The organism is Mycolicibacterium sp. MU0053 (assembly GCF_963378095.1).
In the GTDB taxonomy this organism is placed as follows: Bacteria; Actinomycetota; Actinomycetes; order Mycobacteriales; family Mycobacteriaceae; genus Mycobacterium; species Mycobacterium burgundiense.
Map to the genome: position 1 here is coordinate 3,331,869 of NZ_OY726397.1, position 24,533 is coordinate 3,356,401.

25 protein-coding genes are annotated in these 24,533 nt (G+C 69.8%); 8 read left to right on the plus strand and 17 right to left on the minus strand.

Features of this window, described 5'->3' with window-relative positions:
- Nucleotides 1–205: 205 nt before the first annotated feature.
- From lppU to RCP80_RS15640, 3 genes are all read right to left on the minus strand, one after another.
- Nucleotides 206–700: an LppU family putative lipoprotein gene (gene lppU, locus RCP80_RS15630; protein WP_417852382.1), complete on the minus strand. Its 495-nt coding sequence runs from the start codon at nt 698–700 to the stop codon at nt 206–208.
- A gap of 14 nt (nt 701–714) precedes the next feature.
- Nucleotides 715–984: a 30S ribosomal protein S15 gene (gene rpsO, locus RCP80_RS15635; protein WP_308478544.1), complete on the minus strand. Its 270-nt coding sequence runs from the start codon at nt 982–984 to the stop codon at nt 715–717.
- A gap of 150 nt (nt 985–1,134) precedes the next feature.
- Nucleotides 1,135–2,112 (minus strand): bifunctional riboflavin kinase/FAD synthetase, encoded by a 978-nt coding sequence (locus RCP80_RS15640; protein WP_308478545.1) that lies wholly within the window; start codon nt 2,110–2,112, stop codon nt 1,135–1,137.
- Between the two features lie 124 nt (nt 2,113–2,236).
- On the opposite strand from RCP80_RS15640, the gene mntR reads away from it, so the two are divergent.
- Nucleotides 2,237–2,992 carry a manganese-binding transcriptional regulator MntR gene (gene mntR, locus RCP80_RS15645; RefSeq protein WP_308478546.1) on the plus strand — a complete coding sequence of 252 codons (756 nt, stop codon included), beginning with the start codon at nt 2,237–2,239 and terminating at the stop codon, nt 2,990–2,992.
- On the opposite strand, the gene RCP80_RS15650 is transcribed toward mntR, so the two are convergent.
- The 4 genes from RCP80_RS15650 to RCP80_RS15665 form a co-directional block, all read right to left on the minus strand.
- Entirely contained in the window at nt 2,963–3,382 is a 420-nt protein-coding gene (locus tag RCP80_RS15650) for a CBS domain-containing protein (protein WP_308478547.1), read from the minus strand. The two genes, mntR and RCP80_RS15650, sit on opposite strands and share 30 nt — an antisense overlap.
- 62 nt (nt 3,383–3,444) lie before the next feature.
- Complete coding sequence (gene truB / locus RCP80_RS15655; protein ID WP_373693354.1) at nt 3,445–4,344, minus strand: tRNA pseudouridine(55) synthase TruB; 900 nt, start codon at nt 4,342–4,344, stop codon at nt 3,445–3,447.
- Nucleotides 4,341–5,003 (minus strand): 4'-phosphopantetheinyl transferase PptT, encoded by a 663-nt coding sequence (pptT, locus tag RCP80_RS15660; protein WP_308478548.1) that lies wholly within the window; start codon nt 5,001–5,003, stop codon nt 4,341–4,343. Before pptT ends, truB begins: the two co-directional genes overlap by 4 nt.
- A complete protein-coding gene (locus RCP80_RS15665; RefSeq protein WP_373693355.1) occupies nt 5,000–5,959 on the minus strand; it encodes an ACP phosphodiesterase PptH in 960 nt (319 codons plus the stop codon). The genes pptT and RCP80_RS15665 overlap by 4 nt, the downstream gene beginning before the upstream one ends.
- A gap of 126 nt (nt 5,960–6,085) precedes the next feature.
- Between RCP80_RS15665 and RCP80_RS15670 the strand changes: the two genes are divergently transcribed.
- Complete coding sequence (locus tag RCP80_RS15670) at nt 6,086–6,661, plus strand: DUF3558 domain-containing protein (protein WP_308482869.1); 576 nt, start codon at nt 6,086–6,088, stop codon at nt 6,659–6,661.
- Nucleotides 6,658–8,310 carry a CocE/NonD family hydrolase gene (locus tag RCP80_RS15675; RefSeq protein WP_373693356.1) on the plus strand — a complete coding sequence of 551 codons (1,653 nt, stop codon included), beginning with the start codon at nt 6,658–6,660 and terminating at the stop codon, nt 8,308–8,310. Before RCP80_RS15670 ends, RCP80_RS15675 begins: the two co-directional genes overlap by 4 nt.
- Here the strand turns inward: RCP80_RS15675 and RCP80_RS15680 are convergent.
- Nucleotides 8,299–8,853: a DUF1802 family protein gene (locus RCP80_RS15680; RefSeq protein ID WP_308478550.1), complete on the minus strand. Its 555-nt coding sequence runs from the start codon at nt 8,851–8,853 to the stop codon at nt 8,299–8,301. The two genes, RCP80_RS15675 and RCP80_RS15680, sit on opposite strands and share 12 nt — an antisense overlap.
- Complete coding sequence (locus tag RCP80_RS15685) at nt 8,850–9,122, minus strand: DUF2277 domain-containing protein (protein WP_308478551.1); 273 nt, start codon at nt 9,120–9,122, stop codon at nt 8,850–8,852. Before RCP80_RS15685 ends, RCP80_RS15680 begins: the two co-directional genes overlap by 4 nt.
- 47 nt (nt 9,123–9,169) lie before the next feature.
- On the opposite strand from RCP80_RS15685, the gene RCP80_RS15690 reads away from it, so the two are divergent.
- Nucleotides 9,170–9,928 (plus strand): enoyl-CoA hydratase, encoded by a 759-nt coding sequence (locus RCP80_RS15690; protein ID WP_308478552.1) that lies wholly within the window; start codon nt 9,170–9,172, stop codon nt 9,926–9,928.
- A gap of 102 nt (nt 9,929–10,030) precedes the next feature.
- Here the strand turns inward: RCP80_RS15690 and RCP80_RS15695 are convergent, their stop codons facing one another.
- Genes RCP80_RS15695 through RCP80_RS15710 form a run of 4 tightly spaced genes read right to left on the minus strand, consistent with a single transcriptional unit; the run spans nt 10,031 to nt 14,320 of the window.
- On the minus strand, nt 10,031–11,116 hold the full coding sequence (locus tag RCP80_RS15695; protein ID WP_308478553.1) for a glycerate kinase: 1,086 nt from the start codon (nt 11,114–11,116) through the stop codon (nt 10,031–10,033).
- Nucleotides 11,113–11,952: a sugar phosphate isomerase/epimerase family protein gene (locus tag RCP80_RS15700; RefSeq protein ID WP_308478554.1), complete on the minus strand. Its 840-nt coding sequence runs from the start codon at nt 11,950–11,952 to the stop codon at nt 11,113–11,115. Before RCP80_RS15700 ends, RCP80_RS15695 begins: the two co-directional genes overlap by 4 nt.
- The gene (locus RCP80_RS15705) at nt 11,949–13,157 is read right to left on the minus strand and encodes a dihydrodipicolinate synthase family protein (RefSeq protein WP_373693357.1); all 1,209 of its coding nucleotides are present in this window, start codon (nt 13,155–13,157) and stop codon (nt 11,949–11,951) included. The genes RCP80_RS15700 and RCP80_RS15705 overlap by 4 nt, the downstream gene beginning before the upstream one ends.
- Nucleotides 13,154–14,320: a Gfo/Idh/MocA family protein gene (locus RCP80_RS15710; RefSeq protein ID WP_308478555.1), complete on the minus strand. Its 1,167-nt coding sequence runs from the start codon at nt 14,318–14,320 to the stop codon at nt 13,154–13,156. Before RCP80_RS15710 ends, RCP80_RS15705 begins: the two co-directional genes overlap by 4 nt.
- A gap of 191 nt (nt 14,321–14,511) precedes the next feature.
- On the opposite strand from RCP80_RS15710, the gene RCP80_RS15715 reads away from it, so the two are divergent.
- The 4 genes from RCP80_RS15715 (at nt 14,512) to RCP80_RS15730 (ending at nt 18,442) form a co-directional block, all read left to right on the plus strand.
- Nucleotides 14,512–15,543 (plus strand): LacI family DNA-binding transcriptional regulator, encoded by a 1,032-nt coding sequence (locus tag RCP80_RS15715; protein WP_308478556.1) that lies wholly within the window; start codon nt 14,512–14,514, stop codon nt 15,541–15,543.
- A 140-nt stretch (nt 15,544–15,683) separates the two neighbouring features.
- On the plus strand, nt 15,684–16,553 hold the full coding sequence (locus tag RCP80_RS15720) for an ABC transporter permease (protein ID WP_308478558.1): 870 nt from the start codon (nt 15,684–15,686) through the stop codon (nt 16,551–16,553).
- A 31-nt stretch (nt 16,554–16,584) separates the two neighbouring features.
- A complete protein-coding gene (locus tag RCP80_RS15725) occupies nt 16,585–17,616 on the plus strand; it encodes an ABC transporter substrate-binding protein (protein ID WP_308478559.1) in 1,032 nt (343 codons plus the stop codon).
- Nucleotides 17,617–17,629: 13 nt separating this feature from the next.
- Complete coding sequence (locus RCP80_RS15730) at nt 17,630–18,442, plus strand: ABC transporter ATP-binding protein (protein WP_308478560.1); 813 nt, start codon at nt 17,630–17,632, stop codon at nt 18,440–18,442.
- Nucleotides 18,443–18,904: 462 nt separating this feature from the next.
- Here the strand turns inward: RCP80_RS15730 and RCP80_RS15735 are convergent, their stop codons facing one another.
- From RCP80_RS15735 to infB, 4 genes are read right to left on the minus strand one after another with little or no spacing between them, the layout of a single operon-like run.
- A complete protein-coding gene (locus tag RCP80_RS15735) occupies nt 18,905–20,218 on the minus strand; it encodes an MATE family efflux transporter (protein WP_308478561.1) in 1,314 nt (437 codons plus the stop codon).
- Nucleotides 20,202–21,215 (minus strand): DHH family phosphoesterase, encoded by a 1,014-nt coding sequence (locus RCP80_RS15740; protein WP_308478562.1) that lies wholly within the window; start codon nt 21,213–21,215, stop codon nt 20,202–20,204. Before RCP80_RS15740 ends, RCP80_RS15735 begins: the two co-directional genes overlap by 17 nt.
- Nucleotides 21,190–21,690 carry a 30S ribosome-binding factor RbfA gene (gene rbfA, locus RCP80_RS15745; RefSeq protein WP_308478563.1) on the minus strand — a complete coding sequence of 167 codons (501 nt, stop codon included), beginning with the start codon at nt 21,688–21,690 and terminating at the stop codon, nt 21,190–21,192. Before rbfA ends, RCP80_RS15740 begins: the two co-directional genes overlap by 26 nt.
- A gap of 37 nt (nt 21,691–21,727) precedes the next feature.
- A complete protein-coding gene (infB, locus tag RCP80_RS15750) occupies nt 21,728–24,499 on the minus strand; it encodes a translation initiation factor IF-2 (protein ID WP_308478564.1) in 2,772 nt (923 codons plus the stop codon).
- Nucleotides 24,500–24,533 lie beyond the last annotated feature (34 nt).

Consider the following 24,533-nt stretch of genomic DNA (forward strand, 5'->3'; position numbering starts at 1 on the left):
ATCGAAGCTGCCGGAATTCTTCCGGCAGCCACTACCGAAGACCGCCCACATTGGCGACCTTTCCCACTACGGGGAGCAGTGACGCGCTGGAACGGTGCGCGCGGTCTGCGCGAACCGCACCGATGTCCGCAGGCCGAACAGACCCGGAACAGCCTTACTCTACACCGCGGGGCTGTCAAAACCGACAAACGCGCAGGTTAGCGCGTCAGCGCTGGTTCTCCACGCACACGGTGAACAGGCGTTCCTCGTAGGCGTAGCCCTGCCCGCTCAGGCACTGATCGACGTTGGCGACGCCGGTCAGGATCTGGGTGGCGCGCTGGCGATGCGGCACCGAGCGATCGGCGCAGTCCACCCGGATCGGATCGGTGTGGTGCTCGGGGTGCACGCTCATGCAGCCGCCGACCACCCAGTCGATGTCCAGGCAGACCGTGCTGACCGTGTCCGACAGCCCGCCCCGCTGGGAGTAGAACGAGTCCGCGTCGCGAGGGCATTGGTCACCGCCGGGGCCTTGGACCGTGGCGATCACCTTGTAGTTGGATTCCGCGCTCCCGCAGGCCACCTCGTGGGCCTCGGGGCGGTCGATGGCGCCGCCGACCCGAAGGCAGTCCCCCACGTCGAGATCGTTGGCTCGCGTGTTGGCCGGCGGAACCTCGGCACAGCCGGTCACCCAGGCCGCCGCGATGATCACCACGGCGGGGATGACGCGGCGATGAGTCAGCGCCGCAGACCCAGCCGCTCGATGAGCGAACGGTAGCGGGCCACGTCGACCTGGGCGATGTACTTGAGCAGGCGACGACGGCGACCGACCAGCAGCAGCAGTCCGCGCCGCGAGTGGTGGTCGTGCTTGTGCAGCTTCAGGTGCTCGGTGAGGTCGGTGATGCGCTTGGTCAGCAACGCGACCTGCGCCTCCGGCGATCCGGTGTCGGTCTCGTGCAGACCGTAGGTGCCCAGGATCTCTTTTTTCTGCTCGGCGGTAAGCGCCACGAATTCACTCCATCTTTTCAGTCCGCGAACTTTGCACATCCCCGGCGGGGATCTGACGCGGCCACCGCGAACTGCAGCCCACGTCAACGTCGTCGCAGAGTCTAACAGCGCCACCCGCCCGGCCACGATTCGCCAGGCTGCGGCCCCGAATCAGCCGGCGTCGCCCAGGATCGCGCGGGCCTTCTCGGTGTCGACGTGCATGGTCTTGACCAGTTCGTCCACCGAATCGAACTTCTCCTGGCCGCGGATCCGCGCGACGAAGTCGACGGCCACATGCTGGCCGTACAGGTCGGCCGCGGTGTCCAGGACGAACGCCTCGACGGTGCGGGTGCGCCCGGAGAAAGTCGGGTTGGTGCCCACCGAGACCGCGGCCTGATACCGCTCACCCGGTATCACCGTGCCCATCACGGGGCCCTGGCCGAGCACCGTGAACCACGCGGCGTAGACGCCGTCGGCCGGGATCGCCGAGTGCATCGGCGGGGCCACGTTGGCGGTCGGGAAACCCAGCCCCTTGCCGCGACCGTCGCCGCGCACGACCACGCCCTCGACGCGGTGCGGGCGGCCCAGTGCCTCGGTGGCCGCCGCCATGTCGCCGGCGTCGACGCACGATCGGATGTAGGTCGAGGAGAACGTCACGCCGTCGTTCTGATCCTGCTCGGTGACCAGCGACATCGCCTGGACGGAGAACCCGAACCGCTCGCCGGCGGTGCGCAGCATCTCGACGTCGCCGGCGGCCTTGCGGCCGAAGGTGAAGTTCTCCCCCACCACGACTTCCACCACGTGCAGCCGTTCCACCAGCAATTCGTGCACGTAGCGGTCCGGGGTGAGCTTCATGAAGTCCGCGGTGAACGGCATGACGAGAAAGACGTCGATGCCGAGTTCCTCGACCAGTTCGGCGCGCCGGGTCAAGGTGGTCAGCTGCGCGGGGTGATTACCGGGAAAGACCACTTCCATGGGGTGCGGATCGAAGGTCATCAGCACCGCGGGCACCCCACGGGCACGGGCCGCCTTGACCGCGCGGGCGACCAACTCGGCGTGTCCGCGATGCACCCCATCGAACACACCGATGGTCAGGACGCATCGGCCCCAGTCCGTGGGGATCTCGTCTTGTCCCCGCCACCGCTGCACGTCGACAAGCCTACGACGCCAGGGTCCGCCGGTTCGCCCGGGTTGCCGAACCGGGCGCGCCGCGCCGACCACCGGCGGCACGCGGGACACCCGGACGCGGAGACCATTGCCTAAACTCGTCCTCGTGAGTCTTCCTGGTGGTCTCGACAGTGGTGCCGGCGACCTGACCACGGTCGCCCAGGACTACCTGAAGGTCATTTGGACCGCTCAGGAATGGTCGCAGGAGAAGATCAGCACCAAGTTGCTCGCCGATCGCATCGGCGTCTCGGCCAGCACGGCCTCGGAGTCCATCCGCAAGCTCGCCGGCCAGGGCCTGGTGCACCACGAGAAGTACGGCGCGGTGACCCTGACCGAGCGGGGGCGCTCGGCCGCGTTGTCGATGGTCCGGCGGCACCGGCTGCTGGAGACCTTTCTGGTCAACGAGCTGGGCTACAGCTGGGACGAGGTGCACGACGAGGCCGAGGTGCTCGAGCACGCGGTGTCGGACCGGATGCTCGACCGGATGGATGCCAAGCTGGGCTACCCGACCCGCGATCCGCACGGCGACCCGATCCCGGCCGCCGACGGCAAGGTTCCGACCCCGCCGGCCCGGCAGCTGTCCGATTGCGCCGACGGCGACGTCGGCACCGTGGCACGCATCTCCGATGCCGACTCGGACATGCTGCGGTACTTCGACACCGTGGGAATCAACCTCGATTCCCGGCTTCGGGTGGTGGCGCGGCGCGACTTCGCCGGGATGATCTCGGTGGCGGTCGAAAACACCGACGGCTCCACCGACCCCGACATCGCCATCGAGCTGGGAAGCCCTGCAGCCCAAGCTATCTGGGTTGTTCCCAGCGGAACACGAGGGTCAGGCGAAGTCGGCGCGGACAGCCTCTGAGGCATACACCCCGAGCAGGTCGCGGGCCGAAACGATGCTCACCAGCTTCCCGGCGTCCTCGACCAGCAGGTGACGGATGTACTTATCGGTCATCCGCAGCGCCGCCTGTTCCACGGTGGTATCGGCCGCACACCACAACAAGGTCGTGCTGGCGATCTCGACGGCCGGGGTCGAGGCGAAATCCCGTCCGGCGGCCACGGCGCGGGCTACATCACGTTCGCTGATCAGCGCGGTCGGCCGCTGCTCGTCACCGATCACCACCACCCCGACGCCGTTGGCGACGAGCGCTTCGGCCGCCTCGAGAACACTGGCGTCGGCGGGGATGCGCACCACCGAGTCCCCGGTGATGTCTGCGATGAGGATCGATCCGGCCGCGGGAATGCTAGTCATAGCCCTCATCCTGCCATTGGCGGCAGCCGCGCATCAGGGACCTACGTCGTCACCGACGGGACTTACGGCAGTGTCGCGGGGCGCACCACGACCACCGATTTGGTACGGCCGCCCGAGCCGTCCTCCAGCAGCGCCATCACCCGGCCGTCCGGCGCCACGGCGGCATAGATGCCGGCGATACCGGCGGCGGGCAGCGGCCGGCCGTGGCCGGTGTCCTCGGCCTGACCCGCATCGAGTTCGCGGCGGGGAAACGCCAGCAGGCACGCCTCGTCCAGCGAGTAGCTGAGCTCGGGCGCCTCGGCCAGCTGTTCCAAGGTGCGGGCGTGTTCCAGACCGAACCCGCCGACCCGGGTGCGCCGCAGCGCCGTCAGGTGTCCACCGACACCGAGCGCCACGCCGATATCGCGGGCCAGCGCACGGATGTAGGTGCCCGCCGAGCAATCGACGACGACCTCGACGTCGATGCGGTCCGCGCCGCGGTGCACGGCCGTGATGTCGAAGGCGTCGATGCGCACCGCGCGGGCGGCCAGTTCGACGGTCTGCCCCTCGCGGGCGAGTTGGTAGGCGCGCTTGCCGCCGACCTTGATCGCGCTGACCGCCGACGGCACCTGTTCGATGTCGCCGCGCAGCGCGGCCACCGCCGCGCTGATCGCCGCATCGGTGACCCCGGCCGTGGCGGCCTCGTGCAGCAGTTCGCCCTCGGCGTCGTCGGTCGAGGTGACCTGGCCCAGCCGGATGGTGGCGGTGTAGGTCTTGGACGACCCTGCCACCAGACCCAGGATCTTGGTGGCCCGTTCGATCCCGATCACCAGCACCCCGGTGGCCATCGGATCCAGGGTGCCGGCGTGGCCCACCTTGCGGGTGCCGAACAGCCGACGGCAGCGTCCGACGACATCGTGACTGGTCATCCCCCCGGGCTTGTCGACGACGACCAAACCGGGCGCGGGAATCGGCTTGCTCACAACACGATCGCCGTCAGCGCCAGCCCATCGGTGACCGACCAGCGCCCCCGCAACCGGGTCAACGGCGGCCCGAACCGCGCGGCCGGATCGATCAGGATCTCGGAGGTGAAGGTCCCGGCGTTGCCGGCCGCGTCCACCTCGAAGGTGATGTGGGCGTCCTCGAAACCCAACCAGCGCTGGGTCAGCGGAAACCAGGCCTTGTAGGTGGCCTCCTTGGCGCAGAACAGGATCCGATCCCAGTGCAGGCCGTCGGGCAGGGCCGCCAGTTGGGCACGCTCGATGTCGAGGCTGATCGCCGGGAGCACGCCCGCGGGCAGCACATCGTGGGGTTCGGCGTCGATGCCGACCGACCGCACCACCGCGGCCGATCCCACCACCGCGCCGCGGTACCCCTCGCAGTGCGTGAGGCTGCCGACCACACCGTCGGGCCATTGCGGTTCGCCCTTGCTGCCCTTGAGGATCGGGGCGGGCCCCAACCCGAGATCGCTCAACGCCAGGCGCGCGCAGTGCCGCACGGTGATGAACTCGTTGCGTCGCTTGGCCACCGACGAGGCGATCAGCGCCTCCTCCTCCGGCAGCGGAACCAGCCCGGGCGGGTCGTGGAACACCTCGGCCGAGGCCACCGACTCCGGCACGATCGCCGCGATGCGCTTGGTCATGATCGCCTGCTGCGCAACCGATCTCGGAACTTCTCCGAGGTCGCCCGCATCTCCGGGGTGATCATGAAATGCCCGCCGAACTCGTTGAGGTAACCGGGAGCGTACTGCGGGTCCGGCAGGACTTGCCGCAGCCAGCGATAGGGTTTGCGGCGCCGCCATTCGCGCGGATAACCCACCGACACCTCCTCGAAGCGCACACCGTCGTACCAGGTGGTGCGCGGAATGTGCAGGTGACCGTAAACCGAGCAGATCGCGTTGTACCGGGTGTGCCAGTCGGCGGTCTCGGTGGTCCCGCACCACAGCGAGAATTCGGGATAGAACAGCACATCGCAGGGTTCGCGGACCAACGGGAAATGGTTGACCAGCACCGTCGGCGTCATCCAGTCGAGGTCCTCGAGACGCTTGCGGGTCTGCGTGAGCCGGTCGCGGCACCAGGCGTCCTTGGTCGCGTAGGGCTCGCTGGAGAGCAGGAACTCGTCGGTGGCCACCACATTCTGTTCCCGCGCGATCGCGAGCCCCTCGGCCTTGGTGGTGGCTCCGGCCGGCAGGAACGAGTAGTCATAGAGCAGGAACATCGGCACGATGGTCGCCGGGCCGCCCTCCTCGGTCCACACCGGATACGGATGCTCGGGGGTCACGACGCCCATCTCGTCGCACATGTTGACCAGATAGTCGTAGCGGGCGCGGCCGAACACCTGCACCGGATCCTTGCCGGTGGTCCACAGTTCGTGGTTGCCCGGCACCCAGATCACCTTGGCGAAGCGTCTGCGCAGCAGATCCAGCGACCAGCGGATCTCATCGGTGCGTTCCGCGACGTCGCCGGCGACGATCAGCCAGTCATCCGGCGAGGACGGGTACAGCGACTCGGTGACCGGCTTGTTGCCGGTGTGACCGGTGTGCAGATCGCTGACCGCCCACAGGGTCGGGCGCGATCTGCCCGCAGTCTCGTGTGTCACGACAATCCACCCTAGTCATCTGTCTCGACCGCGGTGCGCGGCCCGTAGTGACGAACTAGAACAGGTTCTCGTTTGTTCCTTGTACACTCCCCGCAAGGTCGGTTGCGCAACGAGAGTGGGGTGGTGATGGTCGCCAGAATGCGGTTGTTCGCGGTATTGGGGGCGGTGCTCACCGCGATCGTGGTCACGCTGCAGACCGCCGCGCCGCTGGTCCCGGGCCCCACCGACGTCGCGCTGCGATCCACCGACACGCCGATGACGTCGACGAGCGGCAGCAGCGTGATCAACTACACCGACCCCGAGCCGTTCAACCCGTGCACCGACATCCCGTTGGACGTCGTCAACGGGCTGGGGCTGGGATTCGGCCCGCCCGAGCAGGAGAACTCGCTGCGCTGCAAGTACGACGCGGGCCAGTATCAGATGGCGGTGGAGGCCATCGTCTGGCGGACCTACGAGAAGTCACTGCCCGCCGATGCCGTCGAATTGGACGTCAACGGGCACCGCGCGGCCCAGTTCTGGGTGATGAAGCCCACCGACTGGAACGACCGCTGGTGGATCACCTGCATGATCACGTTCCGGACCAGCTACGGCGTCATCCAGCAGTCGCTGTTCTACTCGCCGATCTACTCACCCAGCCGCCCGGACTGCATGCAGGAGAACCTGATGCGGGCCCACCAGCTGACCCCGCACTACAAGTTTTGAGCAACCCGGTCGTCTCCCGCGGCGTGAAAAAGGCGCTCAGCAGGGCGCTGCGGGTCCCGCCGCCGCGTACCGACTTCCGCGTCGAGCGCCGGGTACCGGTCCCCATGCGCGACGGCGTGCAGTTGATCGCCGACCACTACATCCCCGAGACCGACCGGCCGGCGGGCACCCTGCTGGTGCGCGGACCCTACGGTCGGCGCTGGCCGTTCTCGGCGCTGTACGCCTCCGTCTACGCCACCCGCGGCTATCACGTGGTGCTGCAGAGCGTGCGTGGCACGTTCGGTTCCGGCGGGCACTTCGATCCGACCGTCAACGAGGTCGCCGACGGCGCCGACACCGCGGCCTGGCTGCGTTACCAACCCTGGTACACCGGATCGTTCGGCACGGTCGGGTTGTCGTATCTGGGAGCCACGCAGTGGGCGTTGCTGCAGGATCCGCCGCCGGACATGGCGGCGGCGGTCGTCGTGGTCGGCGTGCACGACTTCGCCGCCAGCAGCTGGGGCACCGGCTCGTTCTCGGGCAACGACTTCTTGGGCTGGAGCAACATGGTCAGCCACCAGGAGGATCCCGGCGTGCTGCGAACCGCGCTGCGACAGGCGCGGGCCGGCCGGGTGGTGGCGAAGGCGCTCGACCAGGTCCCGCTGGCCGAGACGGGGCGCCAACTGCTCGGCGCAGGCGCCCCGTGGTGGGAATCGTGGGTCGAGCACCCCGCCGTCGAGGATCCGTTCTGGGACCGGTACCGATTCCAGGACGCGCTGGATCGGACCCGGGTGCCGATCCTGTTGATCGGCGGCTGGCAGGACCTCTTCCTGGAGCAGACCCTCGAGCAGTACCGGCGGCTACGCGCCCGCGACGTCGACGTCGCCATGACCATCGGGCCCTGGACGCATAGCCACATGACGGGCAAGGCCGCACCGGCGGTGCTGCGCGAGTCGCTGGGGTGGCTGGACCGGCACCTGGCCGGCCTGCCCACGCCGCCCCGGAGCCGGGTCCGGGTCGCGGTCACCGGCGGGGGTCGATGGCACGAGCTGGCCGAATGGCCGCCGGTGACCACCGCACAGACGTGGTACCTGGAATCGGGGCGGCTGACGCGCACGCCCGCGCCCGAATCGGCGGTGGCGTCGTCGTCGTTCACCTTCGATCCGCGCCATCCCACCCCCACCGTCGGCGGCCGGTTGCTGTCGGCGGCCGGTGGGCGCCGCCGCGACGACTCGCTGGCCGCGCGCGCCGATGTGCTGGCCGTCGACAGCGACCCGCTGGCGACCGAGGTCCACGTGTACGGCGCGCCGGTGCTCGAACTCGACCACGCCTCCGACAATCCGTACGTCGACGTCTTCGTCCGGGTCAGCGAGGTCGACGCGAAGGGCCGCTCCCGCAACCTCAGCGACGGCTATCGGCGGCTGGTCTGCTGCCCGGGGGACGCTCCGGTGCGGCTGGAACTCGACGAGATCGCCCACCGCTTCGCGGCCGGTTCCCGGATCCGCGTGCTGGTGGCCGGCGGCTCGCACCCACGGTATGCGCGCAATCTGGGCACGGGTGAGCACCCCGCCCGGGGCACCGCGATGCGCCCGGCCACCCACACCATCGGGCACCGCGGTCGTTCGCGGCTGCTGCTGCCGGTCGGTGCCGCCCGACCGTCAACCGACTGAGCTGCGCACCCGCTCGGCGATCTCGGCACCGGAGATCGAATCATGAACGGGCTCGGCCAGTTTCACGTCGTCCTCGGCCAGGGCGAGGTCCACCCAGCTCTTGCAACCCGCGTAGTCGGACAGCCGCGGCAGCCGCAGCGGTTCGATCAGGGCCCAGGTGGTGACCACCAGCACCGTCAGCCGATGCTTCGGACGGAAGTCCAGCCGGTCGGTGCGCACCGACTCGGCGGTCCAGATGTGCAGATCCTCGATGTCGCCGAGTTGGTCGGGCCGCTGCACCTCGATCGCCGCGTCGACCTTGGCGGCGGCGCGCACCACGATCTCGGTTTCGGTGCTGTCGGCGGCCGACGGCGCCAACAGGTCGCGGTGTTCGGGGCGCATCCGCTCGGCATGACTGTGCGCGACGGTCGGAAACAACAGGAACTCCTCGGCCGCCACGTCGAAGCGCTTCTCGTGAATGCCGCCCTTGCGCAGCAGGATCCGCTGGCGGCCGTCGAGCAGCGCGTGCACCGCCGCGCTCCACTCCTTGAGTGCGGCGGTCATGAGCCGCGGGCGGCGATGCGTGCCCGGACCTCGGGACGGCGCAGCGGCGGCTGCGTCTTGGGCGGCTGACGGCGCGGCGGCAGGTCTTCGAGCAGCCGGGCCGTGATCGCGGTGACCTCCGCGACGGCCACCTCGAACGCCTCGGCGTTGGCGTCGGAGGTGCGGGCGATCCCGCTGACCTTGCGCACATACTGGCGGGCCGCCGCCTCGATCTCCACGGGGGTCGCCGGCGGCTGCAACCCGCGCAACTCGGTGATGTTCCGGCACATGGACTCCAACGTAGGCCCGTTGCGCGCCGGTGGCTACGGTGATGCTCATGAGTGCCTCTGACATCCTGCTGATCGATACCACCGACCGGGTCCGGACGCTGACGTTGAACCGGTCGAAGTCGCGCAACGCGCTGTCCACCGGGTTGCGCTCCGAACTGTTCGGGGCGCTGGCCGGGGCCCAAGCCGACGCCGACGTCGACGTGGTGATCCTGACCGGCGCCGATCCGGTGTTCTGCGCCGGTCTGGACCTCAAGGAACTCGGCGACACCACCGATCTGCCCGACATCTCCCCCAAGTGGCCCGCGATGGACAAGCCCGTGATCGGGGCCATCAACGGCGCGGCCGTGACCGGCGGGCTGGAACTGGCGCTGTACTGCGATGTGCTGATCGCCTCCGAGAAGGCCGCCTTCGCCGACACCCACGCACGGGTCGGGCTAATGCCCACCTGGGGGCTGTCGGTCCGACTGCCGCAGAAGGTCGGGGTGGGGCTGGCTCGGCGGATGAGCCTGACCGGCGACTACCTGTCGGCCGCCGATGCGCTGCGCGCCGGCCTGGTCACCGAGGTGGTGCCGCACGAGCAGCTGCTGGACGCAGCGCGTGCGGTGGCGGCCTCGATCGTCGGCAACAACCAGAAGGCCGTCCGCGCGCTGCTGGACTCCTACCACCGCATCGACGGCGTGCAGACCAACCCGGGGTTGTGGATGGAGGCGGAGGCCGCGCGGGCCTGGATGCGCTCGACCAGCGGTGACGACATCGCCGCCAGCCGGGCCTCGGTGATCGACCGGGGCCGCGCCCAGGTCCGCTGACCCGCCCCATCCCCCATCCCCCATTCCCCCATCCCGCGAGCGTGCGGGTCCCCGGGCGACACGCCGCTAGCTGGGCGTAGTTTGCGCACCTTCGCGGGGGCGCTAAACCCGCTGCGCGGCAACCGCTCCCGCGGCATGTAGCCATCGCAGCGGATCGCCGATCGCCGCGTCGCCCGAACCCGCGAGCTCGGTCAGCGACACGGTCGGCACCGTGCACTGCGCGGCGACCTGGCCGGCGACGACGACCGCGGCCGTGCCGGCCTGTTCAGCCGCGGCCAGCACGTGCCCGACCAGCTTGCCGCCCAACGAGGTGTCGTCGAAGCGACCCTCGCCGGTCACGACGACGTCGGCGTCGGCGAGGTGTCGCGGCAACCCCGTGAGCGCGGCGATGCGCTGCGAACCGGACGTCGTGGTCGCACCCCAGGCCAGCAGCCCGAATCCGACTCCGCCGGCCGCCCCGGCGCCGGGTTGCTCGGGGTCGGCGGCCAGCCCGGCCGCGCGCAGGGCCTGCGCCCAGCGCCGCAGACCGCTGTCCAGCCCGGCGATGTCCTCGGGGTTCGCGCCCTTCTGCGGGCCGAAGACCGCCGCGGCTCCCCGCGGACCGTACAGCGGTGCCTCGGTGTCGGCGAGCAGTTCGACGCCGCCCGGAGGCAGCGCCGCAAGTCCTTCCGCGTCGACGTGTGCCAACTCGGCCAGGCCACGCGCGCCGACGCCGATCGGGTTGCCCCCGGCGTCGAATGCCTTGAGCCCGAGTGCCATCAGCACTCCGGCGCCGCCGTCGGTGCTGGCCGATCCGCCCAGCCCCACCTGCACCGAGCGCGCGCCCGCGGCCAGTGCCGCCGCGATCACCTCGCCCAGCCCGCGACTGTCGGCGCGCCACGGGTCCAGCCGCGGCAGCAACGCGATCCCGGAGGATTCGGCGAGTTCGGCCACCGCGCGGCCGTCGTCGTCGAGGAGCCAGCGCGCGGGCACGCGCCGACCGTCCGGGCCGTGCACCTCGAGTTGTCGCCAGTGCCACGCCCCGGCGGTCGCGATCGCCTCGAGAGTGCCCTCACCCCCGTCGGCCTGGGGCAGCAGCACGATCTCGTCGTCGCCGCGCATCGACCGCCAGCCGTGCGCCAGGGCCGCGGCCACCTCGGCGGCCGAGGCGGAACCCTTGAAGGAGTCCGGCGCGATCAGGACCTTCACAGGGCGGGCAGCACCAGATCCGAGTACCTGCGCTTCATCGTCTCGATGACCGCACGCCCCTCGGTTGCCCACACCGCCTCGTTGAAAATCTCGACCTCCACGTCGCCGTCGTAGCCCGCCGTCGCCACCAGTGTGCTGATGGCGTCGAAGTCTATGACGCCATCGCCCATCATGCCGCGCGACACCAACGGGTCGGCGGTCATCGGCACCAGCCAGTCGCATATCTGGTAGGAACTGATGCGGCCTTCGCGGCCCGCCGCGGCGATTCCGGACGCCAGGTCGGGATCCCACCACACGTGGAAGGTGTCGACGACGACGCCGACCACGTCCGCGGGATGCGGAGCCGCCAATTCCAACGCCTGCCCCAACGTCGAGATCACCGCGCGGTCGGCGCAGAACATCGGGTGCAGCGGTTCGAGCGCGAGCCGCACATGGTGCTCTGCCGCGTACGGCGCCAGGGCGGCGATCCGGTCGGCCAGCCGAGCGCGGGCACCGGCCAGGTCGCGATCCGGGATGCCGCCGGCCACCAGCACCAGCTCGGAAGTGCCCAGGGTGGCGGCCTCCTCGATGGCGCGGCGGTTGTCCGCCAGCGCCGCCGGGCCGTTGTCGATCCCGGTGAGAAAGCCGCCCCGGCACAGGCTCGAGACTCGGAGTCCGTTGTCGTGCACCAGCTTCGCGGCCATGTCCACGCCGACCTCGGCGACCCGGTCGCGCCAGAGCCCGATCGCCGGCAGCCCCGCGTCGGCCGTGCCTTCCACCGCCTCGCGGAGTGTCCAGGACTTTGTCGTCATGGTGTTGAGCGACAACCGCGCGTATTCCGTGCCCGCGGCCGTCATGAGCCGACACCGTGCACGGTCAGGAACATCCGCATCCGGCCCGCCGCCAGGTCCGGGTCCGACAGCAACCCGGCACGGTCGGCGAGCACGAACAGCTCGCACAGGTGGCCCACCGAGCGGCCCGAGGCAAGCCCGCCGACCATCGCGAAGCCGGGCTGCTGACCGTTGAGCCAGGACAGAAACGCGATGCCGGTCTTGTAGTAGTAGGTCGGGGCGGCGAAGATGTGTCGGCCCAATGCGCGGGTGGATTCCAGGATGTCGCGGGCGCGCTCGGTGTTGCCGCCGTCCAACTCCTGCAACGCGGTCGAGGCCGCCGGGTAGATCGCGGCGAAGATGCCCAACAGCGCATCCGAATGACCCGCGCCGTCGCCGATGATCAGTTCCGGGTAGTTGAAGTCGTCGCCGGTGTACAACCGCACCCCGACGGGCAAGGCGCGACGCAGTGCCACCTCGTGTTCCGCGTCGAGCAGCGACACCTTCACACCGTCCACCTTGTCGGCGTGGTTTTCGATCAACTGCCCGAAGGTGGTGGTGGCCGCGGCGATATCGGTGCTGCCCCAATAGCCGCGCAGCGCGGGGTCGAACATCTCCCCCAGCCAGTGCAGGATCACGGGCTGGTCTGCCTCGGTGAGCACGGCCGCGTACACCGACAGGTAGTCGACCGGCGTGGTCGCGACGTGTGCAAGCGCCCGGGAGGCCATCAGGATCACCTGCGCGTCGGCCCCGCGCACGACGTCGATCTGGGTGCGGTAGGCGTCGGTGATCGCCGCCAGGCCGCGGGCGCCGGCAGGGACGTCGGCGATGGCGAGATGGTCGGTGCCGGCCCCGCAGGCCAGCCGACCGCCGACGGCGGCGGCCTCGCGCCCGCTGCGGGCGATCAGGTCCTTGGTGGCGGCCCAGTCCAGGCCCATCCCGCGTTGGGCGGTGTCCATCGCCTCGGCGACACCGAGCCCGTAGGACCACAGCTGATGGCGGTAGGCCAGGGTGTGGTCCCAGTCCAGGTCGGCCGGTGCGCCCGGGGTGTTGTCGGCATCCACCTTGGGGATGACATGTGCTGCGGCATAAGCGATCCGGGACGAGAGTGGCGCGTCGGGACGCCGCCATGGTCCGGGGCGGCCGAGCTCGTGGCGGCGCAACTCGCCGCCAACCGGCAGCGTGAGCCCGATGCCGGTGGCCGTGGCCGTGGCCGTGCCGGCGGCGGTCACAGCTCGATCTCCGGGACAACGATGCGCCGGCCCTCGGCCGAGCTGCGCAGCCCCAGCTCGGCCAACTGCACTCCGCGCGCGGCCGACAGCAGGCCGAACCGGTGCGGGCGACCCGCGACCACGTCGCGCAGGTACTCCTCCCACTGCAGTTTGAAACCGTTGTCCAAGTCGGCGTTCGCGGGCACCTCGAGCCACTGGTCGCGGAACGTCTCGGTCACTGGAAGATCGGGATTCCAAACGGGTTTGGGCGTGTGGGCGCGCTGCTGGGCGACACAGCGTCGCAGTCCGGCGACCGCGGAGCCGTGGGTGCCGTCGACCTGGAATTCGACGAGTTCGTCGCGGTACACCCGGACCGCCCACGACGAGTTGATCTGCGCGATGATGCCGCCCTCGATCTCGAAGATGCCGTAGGCCGCGTCGTCGGCGGTGGCGTCGTAGGGTCGGCCCTGCTCGTCCCAGCGGGTCGGGACGTGGGTGACGGTGCGGGCGGTCACCGCCTCGACGGCGCCGAGCAGCCCCTCCATCACGTAGTTCCAATGGCAGAACATGTCCACGGTGATGCCGCCGCCGTCCTCGGCGCGGTAGTTCCAACTCGGACGTTGGGCCGGCTGGCCGTCCCCCTCGAACACCCAGTAGCCGAATTCGCCGCGCATCGACAGGATGCGCCCGAAGAAGCCCTCGTCGACGAGCCGGCGCAGCTTGACCAAACCCGGCAGATAGAGCTTGTCGTGCACCACCCCGGCGACGACGCCGGCGTTCTCGGCCATCCGCGCGAGTTCCACTGCTTCGCTGAGTGTTTCGGCAGTCGGCTTCTCGGTGTAGACGTTCTTGCCCGCCTTGATCGCCGCGGTCAGGGCAGCCATCCGCCGAGAGGTGACCTGCGCGTCGAAGTACACCTCCACCGTCGGATCGGCGATCACCGATGCCAGGTCGGTGGTCCAGCCTTCGACGCCGTGGGCGGCGGCGATTTCGGCGAGCTTGTCGGCGTTGCGGCCGACCAGGATCGGTTCCACCTCGACCCTGCGGCCGTCCTCGAGCAGCAGTCCGGTGTCACGCAACGGCAGGATGGACCGCAGCAGATGTTGGCGGTAGCCCATCCGGCCGGTCACGCCATTCATCGCGATACGGAGTTTGGTGCGGCCGGAGCCGGGAGATGCAGACATGCGCGAATTCCTCGTCTAGTGAACCGGCGGATCGGACGCCGACAGCCAGTGCGGTCGATGGGACCTGGCGCCGCGACCATCTCGGCAACGAGTGGGCGGCGATGCGTGCACTTCGGAATGCGCTTTCCAAGGTAGACTGCGCAGGCGTTCCGGTCAACTCCGGAACTCTCGAAAAACGAGCGGGAGCGGCGATGGCGGCGGTAACCCTGCAGGACGTGGCGCAGCGGGCCGGAGTGTCCCAGGCCACCGCATCGCGCGTGCTCAACGGCTCGAGCCGGGTGCCGGGCGAGGATGTCGCGGATCGGGTCCGCACCGCCGCGCGCGAACTCGGCTACGTCCCCAACGCCCAGGCGCAGGCACTGGCGCGGGCCTCGACGGGACTGCTGGGCCTGGTCGTCCACGACATCGCCGACCCCTACTTTTCGTCGATCGTGCGCGGCGCGCAGGCCGCGGCGCGCGCCGCGGCCAAGCAGGTGCTGCTGGCCAGCACCGACCGGGACTTCGACATCGAACGCGAATCGGTCAGCACCTTCATCGCCCACCGCGCCGACGCGATCGTACTGGCCGGCTCGCGCCAGAGCGGGCATTTGGACCGCGAACTGGAAGCCGAGTTCGAGCGCTACCGCGCCAACGGCGGACGGTTGGTCGTCATCGGCCAGCCATTGGCATACGGCGGCGCTGTCGAGCCCGAGAACCAGGCCGCCGCAGCGGAATTGGCCGAGGCACTGATGGACGCCGGACATCGCCAATTCGCGGTGATCGGCGGCCCGGGCAGCATCCGCACCGCGGTCGATCGCCGCAACGGATTCGTCGAGGCCCTCTGCCGACGGGGGCTTTCCACGGTCGTGGAGGTCTCGGGCGACTTCACCCGCGACGGCGGGTACTCCGCGGCCCGTCGGCTGGCCGCCGCGCTGCAGCTCGAACCCGGCGCCGCGGCCGCGCCGGTGTGCGTCTTCGCCGTCACCGACGTGATGGCGATCGGCGCCATCGCCGCCTGGCGCGAGCTGGGCCTGCAGGTGCCGCGTGATGTGTGCATTGCCGGCTTCGACGACATCCCCACGCTGCGGGACCACACCCCGAGCCTGACGACCGTCGCGCTCCCGCTCGAGCGGATCGGTGCGCGTGCCGTCGAGCTCGCACTTCACGGCGCCGGCGACATCGATGACCTGCGTGAACGCGTACCCGGACGGGTCCTGCTGCGGGACAGCACCCGTCTGGACTGAGGTACGCGCACCCGGGACGCACCCCCGATGCAGTTGACAGTGTGTGCGAGGTCACGTTATCGTCGGAACCGCTTCGGAAAGCGCATTCCCAGCGGGTGAGGATCTTCGCTCCCGCGCCACTGCGACCCTTAGGAACCTCGATGGCGGTAACCGCTTCGACTCGCGCCCAGACACCGGCGGGCGGCCCGGCCGCCCGGCCCGTCGCCCCACGGGCGCGGCGGACCTTCTCCCCACGCCGCACCGCGGCTTCGGTGTGGCGGCCGCTGATCCTCGTCATCGCCCTGGTGGCCGGCTGGTGGGCGGTTACCGAGGCCCAGCTGGTGGCCCCCTACATCCTGCCGTCGCCCGCCGATACCTGGAATGCCGCCGCGGACAACGTCGGCTACCTGGCACAGCACACCTGGGTGACGACGTGGGAGACGGTGGCCGGCTTCGTGATCGCCGCCGTCCTCGGCGTGTTCATGGCGGTGGTGATGGTCTACTCCACGAGCCTGGAGAAAACGGTCTACCCCCTCATCCTCTTCGCCCAGGTGATCCCCAAGATCGCCGTCGCGCCGCTGTTCATCGTGTGGTTGGGCTTCGGTCCCTCGCCGAAGATCCTGGTCGCCGTGCTCATGGCGTTCTTCCCGATCGTCATCTCGGGGCTGGCCGGGATGCGGTCGGTGGACCCGGAGATCCTGGAACTCACCTCCACGATGGGCGCCAGCCGGTTCAAGACCTTCTGCAAGGTCCGGCTGCCGGCCGCACTGCCCCAGCTGATGTCCGGGCTCAAGGTCGCCGCCACCCTCGCGGTCACCGGTGCGGTGGTCGGCGAATTCGTCGGCGCCAATGAAGGGCTCGGCTATGTCATCCTGCAGGCGAACGGAAATATCGACACCGCAATGCTTTTCGCGGCGCTGATCATCATGTCGATGCTCGGGATCCTGATGTTCGCGATCATCGAGATCGCTGAACGCCTGCTCATCCCCTGGCATTCATCGCGGCGCATCGTCAATTCCGCCGCCGTGTGACCATCGACCCAAACGAACCAGGAGCTGATCCATGATCGTCACCCGACCCCGTCTCACGGCCGTAGCCGCGGCCGCCGCCGCGATGCTGGCGCTGGCAGGCTGCGGTAGCGGCGCCGAGAACACCGCGGCCACAGCGGGTTCCACCGCCCCGGCCACGCTGATGTTGAACTGGTATCCGTACGGTGAGCACGCCCCGTTCTACTACGGCGTGCAGGAGGGCATCTTCGCCAAGCACGGCATCGACCTGCAGGTCGACGCCGGCCAGGGCTCCACCAAGACCGCGCAGGCGGTGGGCTCGTCGAAGGTCGACTTCGGCTGGGCCGACGCACCCGCGGTGCTGAGCAACATCGACAAGGGCGTCGACATCAAGAGCGCGGGAGTCTTCCTGCAGACGACACCGTCGGCCGTGCAAGTGTTCGCCGACTCCGGGATCGAGACCCCGCAGGATCTTTCGGGCCGCACCATCGCGGTGTCCGCCGGCGACGCCCCGACCACCACGTTCCCGATCTATCTCGAAAAGGTCGGCGTCGCCGAGGATCAGGTGACCCAGCAGAGCCTGGACGCCGCGGGCAAGATGGCCGCCATGCTGGCCGGCCGGGTCGACGGGCTGATCGGCTTCTCCCACGACCAGGGCCCCACCGTTGCCGACAAGAGCGGCCGGGACGTGCATTACCTGCGTTACTCCGATGCGGGCCTGAACTTCTACAGCAACGGCCTGATCGCCAACACCGCCACCATCGAGGGTGACCCGGAACTGGTGCAATCGATGGTCGACGCGACCAGCGAGGCGTTCGCCGCGGCCGTCGCCGACCCCGACGCCGCGGTCGAGGCGATGGTCGGCAAGGATCCGCAGATGCCGCCGCGCGAGGTGCTGCTCGAACAGTGGAAACAGACCATCCCGCTGCTGTCCACCCCCGCCACCACCGATCAGGCGCCCGGCTTCAACGCCCCCGAGGACTGGACCACCACCGTCACCACCTTGACCGAGGCCGGACTGCTGGAGTCGGCGAGAGACCCCGGTGTTTACTGGGACGCGTCGTTCGCGCCCAAGGCCGAGCAGTAGGAAGGGCAACGACATGACCGCCGCAACACTCCCCCGACCGAAGACCACTGTGACCGAAGACGCCATCGCGATCGACGACCTCAACGTCACCTTCTCCTCCAAGCGCGGCACCGTGACCGCCCTGCAGGACATCAACCTGCGGGTGGCCGACGGCGAGTTCGTCTCCATCGCCGGACCGTCGGGCTGCGGTAAGTCGACGCTGCTCAAGGTCATCGCCGGGCTGACCGACTCGACCTCCGGCGAGGTGCGCCTGCGGGGCAACCCGGTCCGCGGACCGCAACGCGAGATCGGCTACGTGTTCCAGCGCGCCGCGCTGCTGGAATGGCGTTCGGTCCGGCGCAACGTGTTGCTGCAGGCGGAGATGCGGGGCATGCCGCGCAAGCTCGCCCAGCAACGCTGCGACTACCTGATCGAGATGACCGGCCTCAGCGGATTCGAGAGCGCGCTGCCGCATGAGCTGTCCGGCGGTATGCAGCAACGTGTTTCGTTGTGTCGGGCACTCCTGCACGAACCGGATGTGCTGCTGATGGACGAACCCTTCGGCGCGCTCGACGCGTTGACCCGGGAGAAGATGAACGTCGAGTTGCATCGCATCTGGCGCGAGACGGGCACCACCGTCGTCCTGGTGACGCACTCGGTCGCCGAGGCGGTGTACCTGGCAAACCGCGTGGTGGTGATGAGCCCGCGCCCGGGACGCATCGCGGAGACGCTGGGCGTCGACCTGCCCGCCGAACGTGCCTACGGCGAGACGATGGAACGCCCGGCGTTCATCAAGGTGGCCAACCGGGTGCGTGATCTACTCGGTAGCCCCACCGCCGCAGACTGACCCCGCCCCGACGTCCCCCCGCGAGCGCATTCCCCGCGAGCGTCCGAGTCTCCGGCCGACACGCCGACCGAAATGCGGAGTTTCCGCACGCTCGCGAGGGATTGGCCATGCGGAGGGCGAGGGTGAGCGGGTGGGCCATGTGAAGGATCTGAGACTGGCCGCGGGCCGCGGTTCCTTTTCGAGATTGCATCCTCGGCGTTCACATTGAGTCCATGGCGGGAATTCGGTCGATTTAGCGCCGCCAGCGCAACCTCAAAGCCACCAAGGCAATCTCGGCTTTGTCCAGCATCCATGCGGATACTCGCCACGTGGCGGCCGCCAGCGTCAACGCCCAACACGGCGCGAAAGCAGCACGAGTGGCGCACGTGCCCACCAAGACACCCGCGAACGTGCGCAAACTACGTGAAAACCCCGGCGTGTCGGCCGGGGACCCGCACTCTCGCGGGGAGAGAGGGGGCGGCCCTAGACGGCCCAGCGGCCCGAGAGGGTGCGCACGCCGACGAAGACCAGGCGCAACACCATGAACGTCGACAGCCCGGCCCAGATCCCCCACAGGCCCCAGCCGAAGGCCAGCGACAGCCAGATCAGCGGCAGGAACCCCAGCAGAGCGCTGGCCAGGGTGGCGTTGCGCATGAACTTGGCGTCGCCTGCGCCCAGCAGCACCCCGTCGAGTGCGAAAACGATTCCGGCCACCGGTAATTGGGCCACCAGGAACCACCACGGCACCCCGATGTAGTCCAACACCGACTGATCGGTGGTGAACACCTTGGGCAGCACCGTGGCGCCGGCCCCCATCACCGCCGCCAGCACCGTCGCGGCCGCGGTGGAGAACACCGTCACGCGCCCGGCCACCGCCTTGGCATGCCCGGGGCGACCGGCGCCGAGAGCGGCGCCCACCAGTGCCTGGGCGGCGATCGCCAACGAATCCAACGCCAGCGCCAGAAAGCTCCACAGCTGCAGCACCACCTGATGGGCGGCCACTGCGGCCGCACCGAAGCGCGCCGCGACCGCGGCCGCCGAGACGAAACAGGCCTGAAAGGCCAACGACCGCAACAACAGGTCCCGACCCATCACGGTCTGCGACCGCAGCACCGCCGGATCGGGACGCAGCCGCACCCGCTCGACGAGCAACGCCCGGCAGAACAGCGCCGCGGCCAACCACTGCCCGCACACATTGGCCACCGCGGAGCCGGCCAACTCCAGGCGCGGCAACCCCAGCCAGCCGTACACCAACAACGGACACAGCACCGCCGACAGCGCGAAGCCGATGATCACGTACCGCAGCGGCCGCACGGTGTCCTGGACGCCACGCATCCAGCCGTTGCCGGCCAACGAGATCAGGATCGCCGGCGCGCCCAGGATCGCGATGCGCAGCCACGGCAACGCGGCCTCGGCGATGTCGTCGGAACCGGCGATGACGGTGACCACCGGCGCGGCGAAGGCCTCCACCACGGCGATGATCAGCAGCCCCAGCCCGACCGCCAGCCAGGTGGCCTGGACCCCCTCGTGCAGCGCGGCCGGGCGGTCGCCGGCGCCGTAGTGCCGCGCCGAACGGGCGGTGGTCCCGTAGGACAGGAAGGTGCCCTGCGAGGCCACCAACGAGAGGATCAACCCGCCGATGGCCAGGCCCGCGAGGGCGAGCGCACCGAGGCGGCCCACCACCGCGAGGTCGAACAGCAGGTACAACGGTTCGGCGGCCAGCACCCCGAGGGCCGGCAGTGCCAGCCCGGCGATGGTACGGCTCGACGGCGCCTCCGGGTCACCCGAGGGCCGCACGCAACTCCCTGACCACCTCGGCCACGGTGCCCGTCGTCGAATAGCCCGCGGCGAGCCGATGGCCGCCACCACCGAATCCCGTTGCCACGGTGGACAGGTCGTAGGACTTGGCGCGCATCGACACCGACCAGTGTTCCGGTTCGATCTCCTTGAACACCACCGAGACCTCGGCCTGTTGGGCGGTGCGGACGATGTCGACGATGCTCTCGACCTCCTCCGGCCGCGCGTCGACCCACTCGTGGTGGGCGACGACGGCGTAGACGAGACCGCTGCCGTCCAGCGCCTCGGGGATCAGCTGCGCCGAGGACAGCACCCGCGCCAGCATCGGCAGCCAGGAGAACGGGTGGGTGTCGAGCAGCGTGCGGCTGATCGCGGCGTTGTCGACGCCGAGTTCGACCAGCCGGGCCGCGAGCCGGTGCGCCCGCGGGCTGGCCCAGCGAAACGATCCGGTGTCGGTGATCAGCCCCGCGTACAGGCAGTGCGCGACGAACTTGTCGATCGGTTTGTCCCAGGCATCCAGCAACTCCGCGATCAGCAGCGTCGTCGAATCGGCCGACGGGTCGACGTAGTTGGCCGAGCCGAACAGCTGGTTGGACGCGTGGTGGTCGATGACGAGCACCTCGGGCCGCGCACCGTGCTCGTCGCGATCCAGCAGCGCGCGCAGTCCGCCGAGGCGGTTGACGCTGGGGATGTCGACGGTGACCACCAGGTCGGGGTGCGGATGCACCTGTTCCGGGCGTGCCAGCAGATGCCCGCCGGGCAGGCTCTGCAGCGACTCCGGCAGCACCGCCGGCGCGGCAAAGCTGACCACCACGTCCTTGTCCGCCTGCTCGAGCACCTGCGCCAACGCCAGGCCCGCGCCGATGGTGTCGGCGTCGGGATACACATGCGCGACGACGACGATGGTCTCGGCGCGGTCGAGCACGTCTGCGGCCCCGCGCGCGTCGACGCGGGTTCCTACCAGGGCTGTGTCAGCCGTCGGTTCGATCGCCGTCACCGGTGTCCTCGGGTTCGGTCGGTTGGGCTCCCTCGTTGCCCTCCACCCCAGTGACACGGTACGGGTCGGCCTCCCCCGCCGGTTTGGCACCCTCGCGAACCCGGGCCAGGTCGGCGTCGGCGGCCCGCGCCCGGGCCAGCAACTCCTCCATCCGATGGGCGGCATCCGGCACGGTGTCGCGCTCGAAGGCCAGCGTGGGGGTGTACCGAACTCCGGTTCCCGCACCGACTTTCGTCCGCAGCACGCCCTTGGCGCTCTCCAGTGCGGCCGCCGCCCCGACGTAGTCGGGTTCCTCGTCGAGGCTGCGGCCCAGCACGGTGTAGTACAGCGTGGCGTCGTGCAGATCACCGGTCACCTTGGCGTCGGTGATCGTGACGCCTGCCAGCCGCGGATCCTTGATCTCGTACTCGATTGCCGAGGCGACGATCGTCGAGATCCGCTTGGCCAGCCGTTTCGCCCGCGCGGGATCGGCCATCGCTAGCTGAACCTGCCGGTCTTATTCGCTGCGCTCATCATCCGCGCTCTTTTTCCACCAGCTCGTAGGCCTCGATGACGTCGCCTTCCTTGATGTCGTTGTAGGTCAGAGTCAGGCCACATTCGTAGCCGTCGCGGACCTCGGTGACATCGTCCTTCTCGCGCTTCAGTGAGGACACCGTCAGATTCTCGGCGACCACCACGTTGTCACGCAGCAGTCGCGCCTTGGCGTTGCGCCGCATGATGCCGGAGGTGACCAGGCAGCCGGCGATGTTGCCGACCTTCGACGACCGGAAGATCGCCCGGATCTCGGCGCGGCCGAGTTCCTTCTCCTCGTAGATCGGCTTGAGCATGCCCTTGAGCGCGCTCTGAATCTCGTCGATGGCCTGGTAGATGATCGAGTAATACCGGATGTCGACACCCTCGCGGTTGGCCAGTTCGGTGGCCTTACCCTCCGCGCGGACGTTGAAGCCGATGATGATGGCATTCGAGGCCGACGCCAGGTTGACGTTGGTCTCGGTGACGCCACCGACGCCGCGGTCGATGACGCGCAACTCGACCTCGTCGTCGATCTCGATGCCCAGCAGCGCCTCCTCCAGCGCCTCCACGGTGCCGGAGTTGTCGCCCTTGAGGATCAGGTTCAGCTGACTGGTTTCCTTGAGCGCCGCGTCCAGATCGTCCAGGCTGATCCGCTTGCGCGACCGGGCCGCCAGGGCGTTGCGCTTGCGCGCGCTGCGCCGGTCGGCGATCTGCCGGGCGATCCGATCCTCGTCGACCACCAGCAGGTTGTCGCCGGCCCCGGGAACCGAGGTGAACCCGATGACCTGCACGGGCCGCGACGGCATCGCCTCTTCGACGTCCTCGCCGTGCTCGTCGACCATCCGACGCACCCGGCCGTAGGCGTCGCCGGCGACGATCGAGTCGCCGACGCGCAGCGTGCCGCGCTGGATCAGCACCGTGGCCACCGGGCCGCGACCGCGGTCCAGATGCGCCTCGATCGCCACACCCTGGGCTTCCATGTCGGGGTTGGCCCGCAGATCCAGGGCCGCGTCGGCGGTCAGCAGCACCGCCTCGAGCAGGGCGTCGATATTGGTGCCCTGCTTGGCCGAGATGTCGACGAACATGGTCTCGCCGCCGTACTCCTCGGCGACCAGGTTGTATTCGGTGAGCTGCGCCCGGATCTTGGCCGGGTCGGCGCCCTCCTTGTCGATCTTGTTGACCGCGACCACGATCGGCACATCGGCGGCCTGCGCGTGGTTGATGGCCTCCACCGTCTGGGGCATGACGCCGTCGTCGGCGGCGACCACCAGGATGGCGATATCGGTGGCCTTGGCACCACGGGCACGCATGGCGGTGAACGCCTCGTGACCGGGGGTGTCGATGAACGTGACCAGGCGCTCGTTGCCGTCCAGCTCGGTGAGGACCTGGTAGGCGCCGATGTGCTGGGTGATGCCACCGGCCTCGCCCTCGCCGACATTGGCTCGACGGATGCTGTCCAGCAGTCGGGTCTTGCCGTGGTCGACGTGACCCATGACGGTGACCACCGGCGGCCGCTGTTCGAGATCTTCCTCGCCGCCCTCGTCCTCGCCGTAGGTGAGGTCGAACGATTGGAGCAGCTCACGGTCCTCGTCCTCGGGCGAGACGACCTGGACGACGTAGTTCATCTCGCTGCCGAGCAGCTCGAGGGTCTCGTCGCCGACCGACTGGGTCGCGGTCACCATCTCACCGAGGTTGAACAGCGCCTGCACCAGCGATGCCGGGTTGGCGTTGATCTTGTCGGCGAAGTCGGACAGCGACGCGCCGCGGGCCAACCGGATGGTTTCGCCGTTGCCGTGCGGCAACCGCACGCCACCGACGACCGGCGCCTGCATCGAGTCGTATTCCTGACGCTTCTGCCGCTTCGACTTGCGGCCGCGCCGTGGGGCACCGCCGGGCCGACCGAACGCACCGGCCGCACCGCCGCGCTGACCGGGACGACCGCCGCCGCCGGGACGACCGCGGAAACCACCGGTCGGGGCACCTGCGCCGGCACCTGGAGCGCCGCCGGGACCGCCGCCGCCGCGGTAGTTACCGCCGCCGCCGGCACCGGGACGAGCGCCCTGACCTGGGCCGGGACGCGGGCCGCCGCCGGGACGAGGACCCGGGCGGGGTCCACCGCGACCGGGCGCACCGGTGGCGGGACGGGGCGGCATGTTGCCGGGGGTGACGCCGGGGCGCACCGCGCCGGGTCCGGGGCGCGGACCACCGGGGCCGGCCGGGCCGGGCCGGGGGCCCTGCGGACGCGGAATGGCGCGTTCGACGGGCTGCTGGGTGGAGAACGGGTTGTTGCCGACGCGGGGCGGACGCGGTGCGCCGGGCTTGGGACCCGGGGTCGCGGGCCGCGGCGCGGGGGTGGCCGCCGGCGGAGCCTGCGCGGCCGCCGCCGGGGCCGCGGGTGCCGCAGGTGCGGGTGGCGGGGTGGGCGCGGGCGGCGGGGTGGGTGCCGCCGGCTTGGGCGCGGCCGGCTTGGGTCCGCCGGGCTTGGGGCCCGCGGCCGCCGGAGCGCCATCGCCGGCAACCGGTGCCGCGGGTGCCGCAGGCGCGGCAGCAGCCGGGGATGTCGCCGGGGTTTCGGGGGCTTTCTGGGCCGGGGGCGCCTTCTCGGCTGCCTTACCGCCACCGAACGACTCGCGCAACCGGCGCGCGACGGGTGCTTCCACCGTCGATGATGCCGATTTCACGAACTCGCCCTGCTCGCTCAGTCGAGCGAGGACTTCCTTACTTGTAACACCGAGTTGCTTCGCCAACTCGTGCACACGGGCCTTGGCCACTACTTCTCCTCATCTGGAGGCGGCAGCAGTGCTC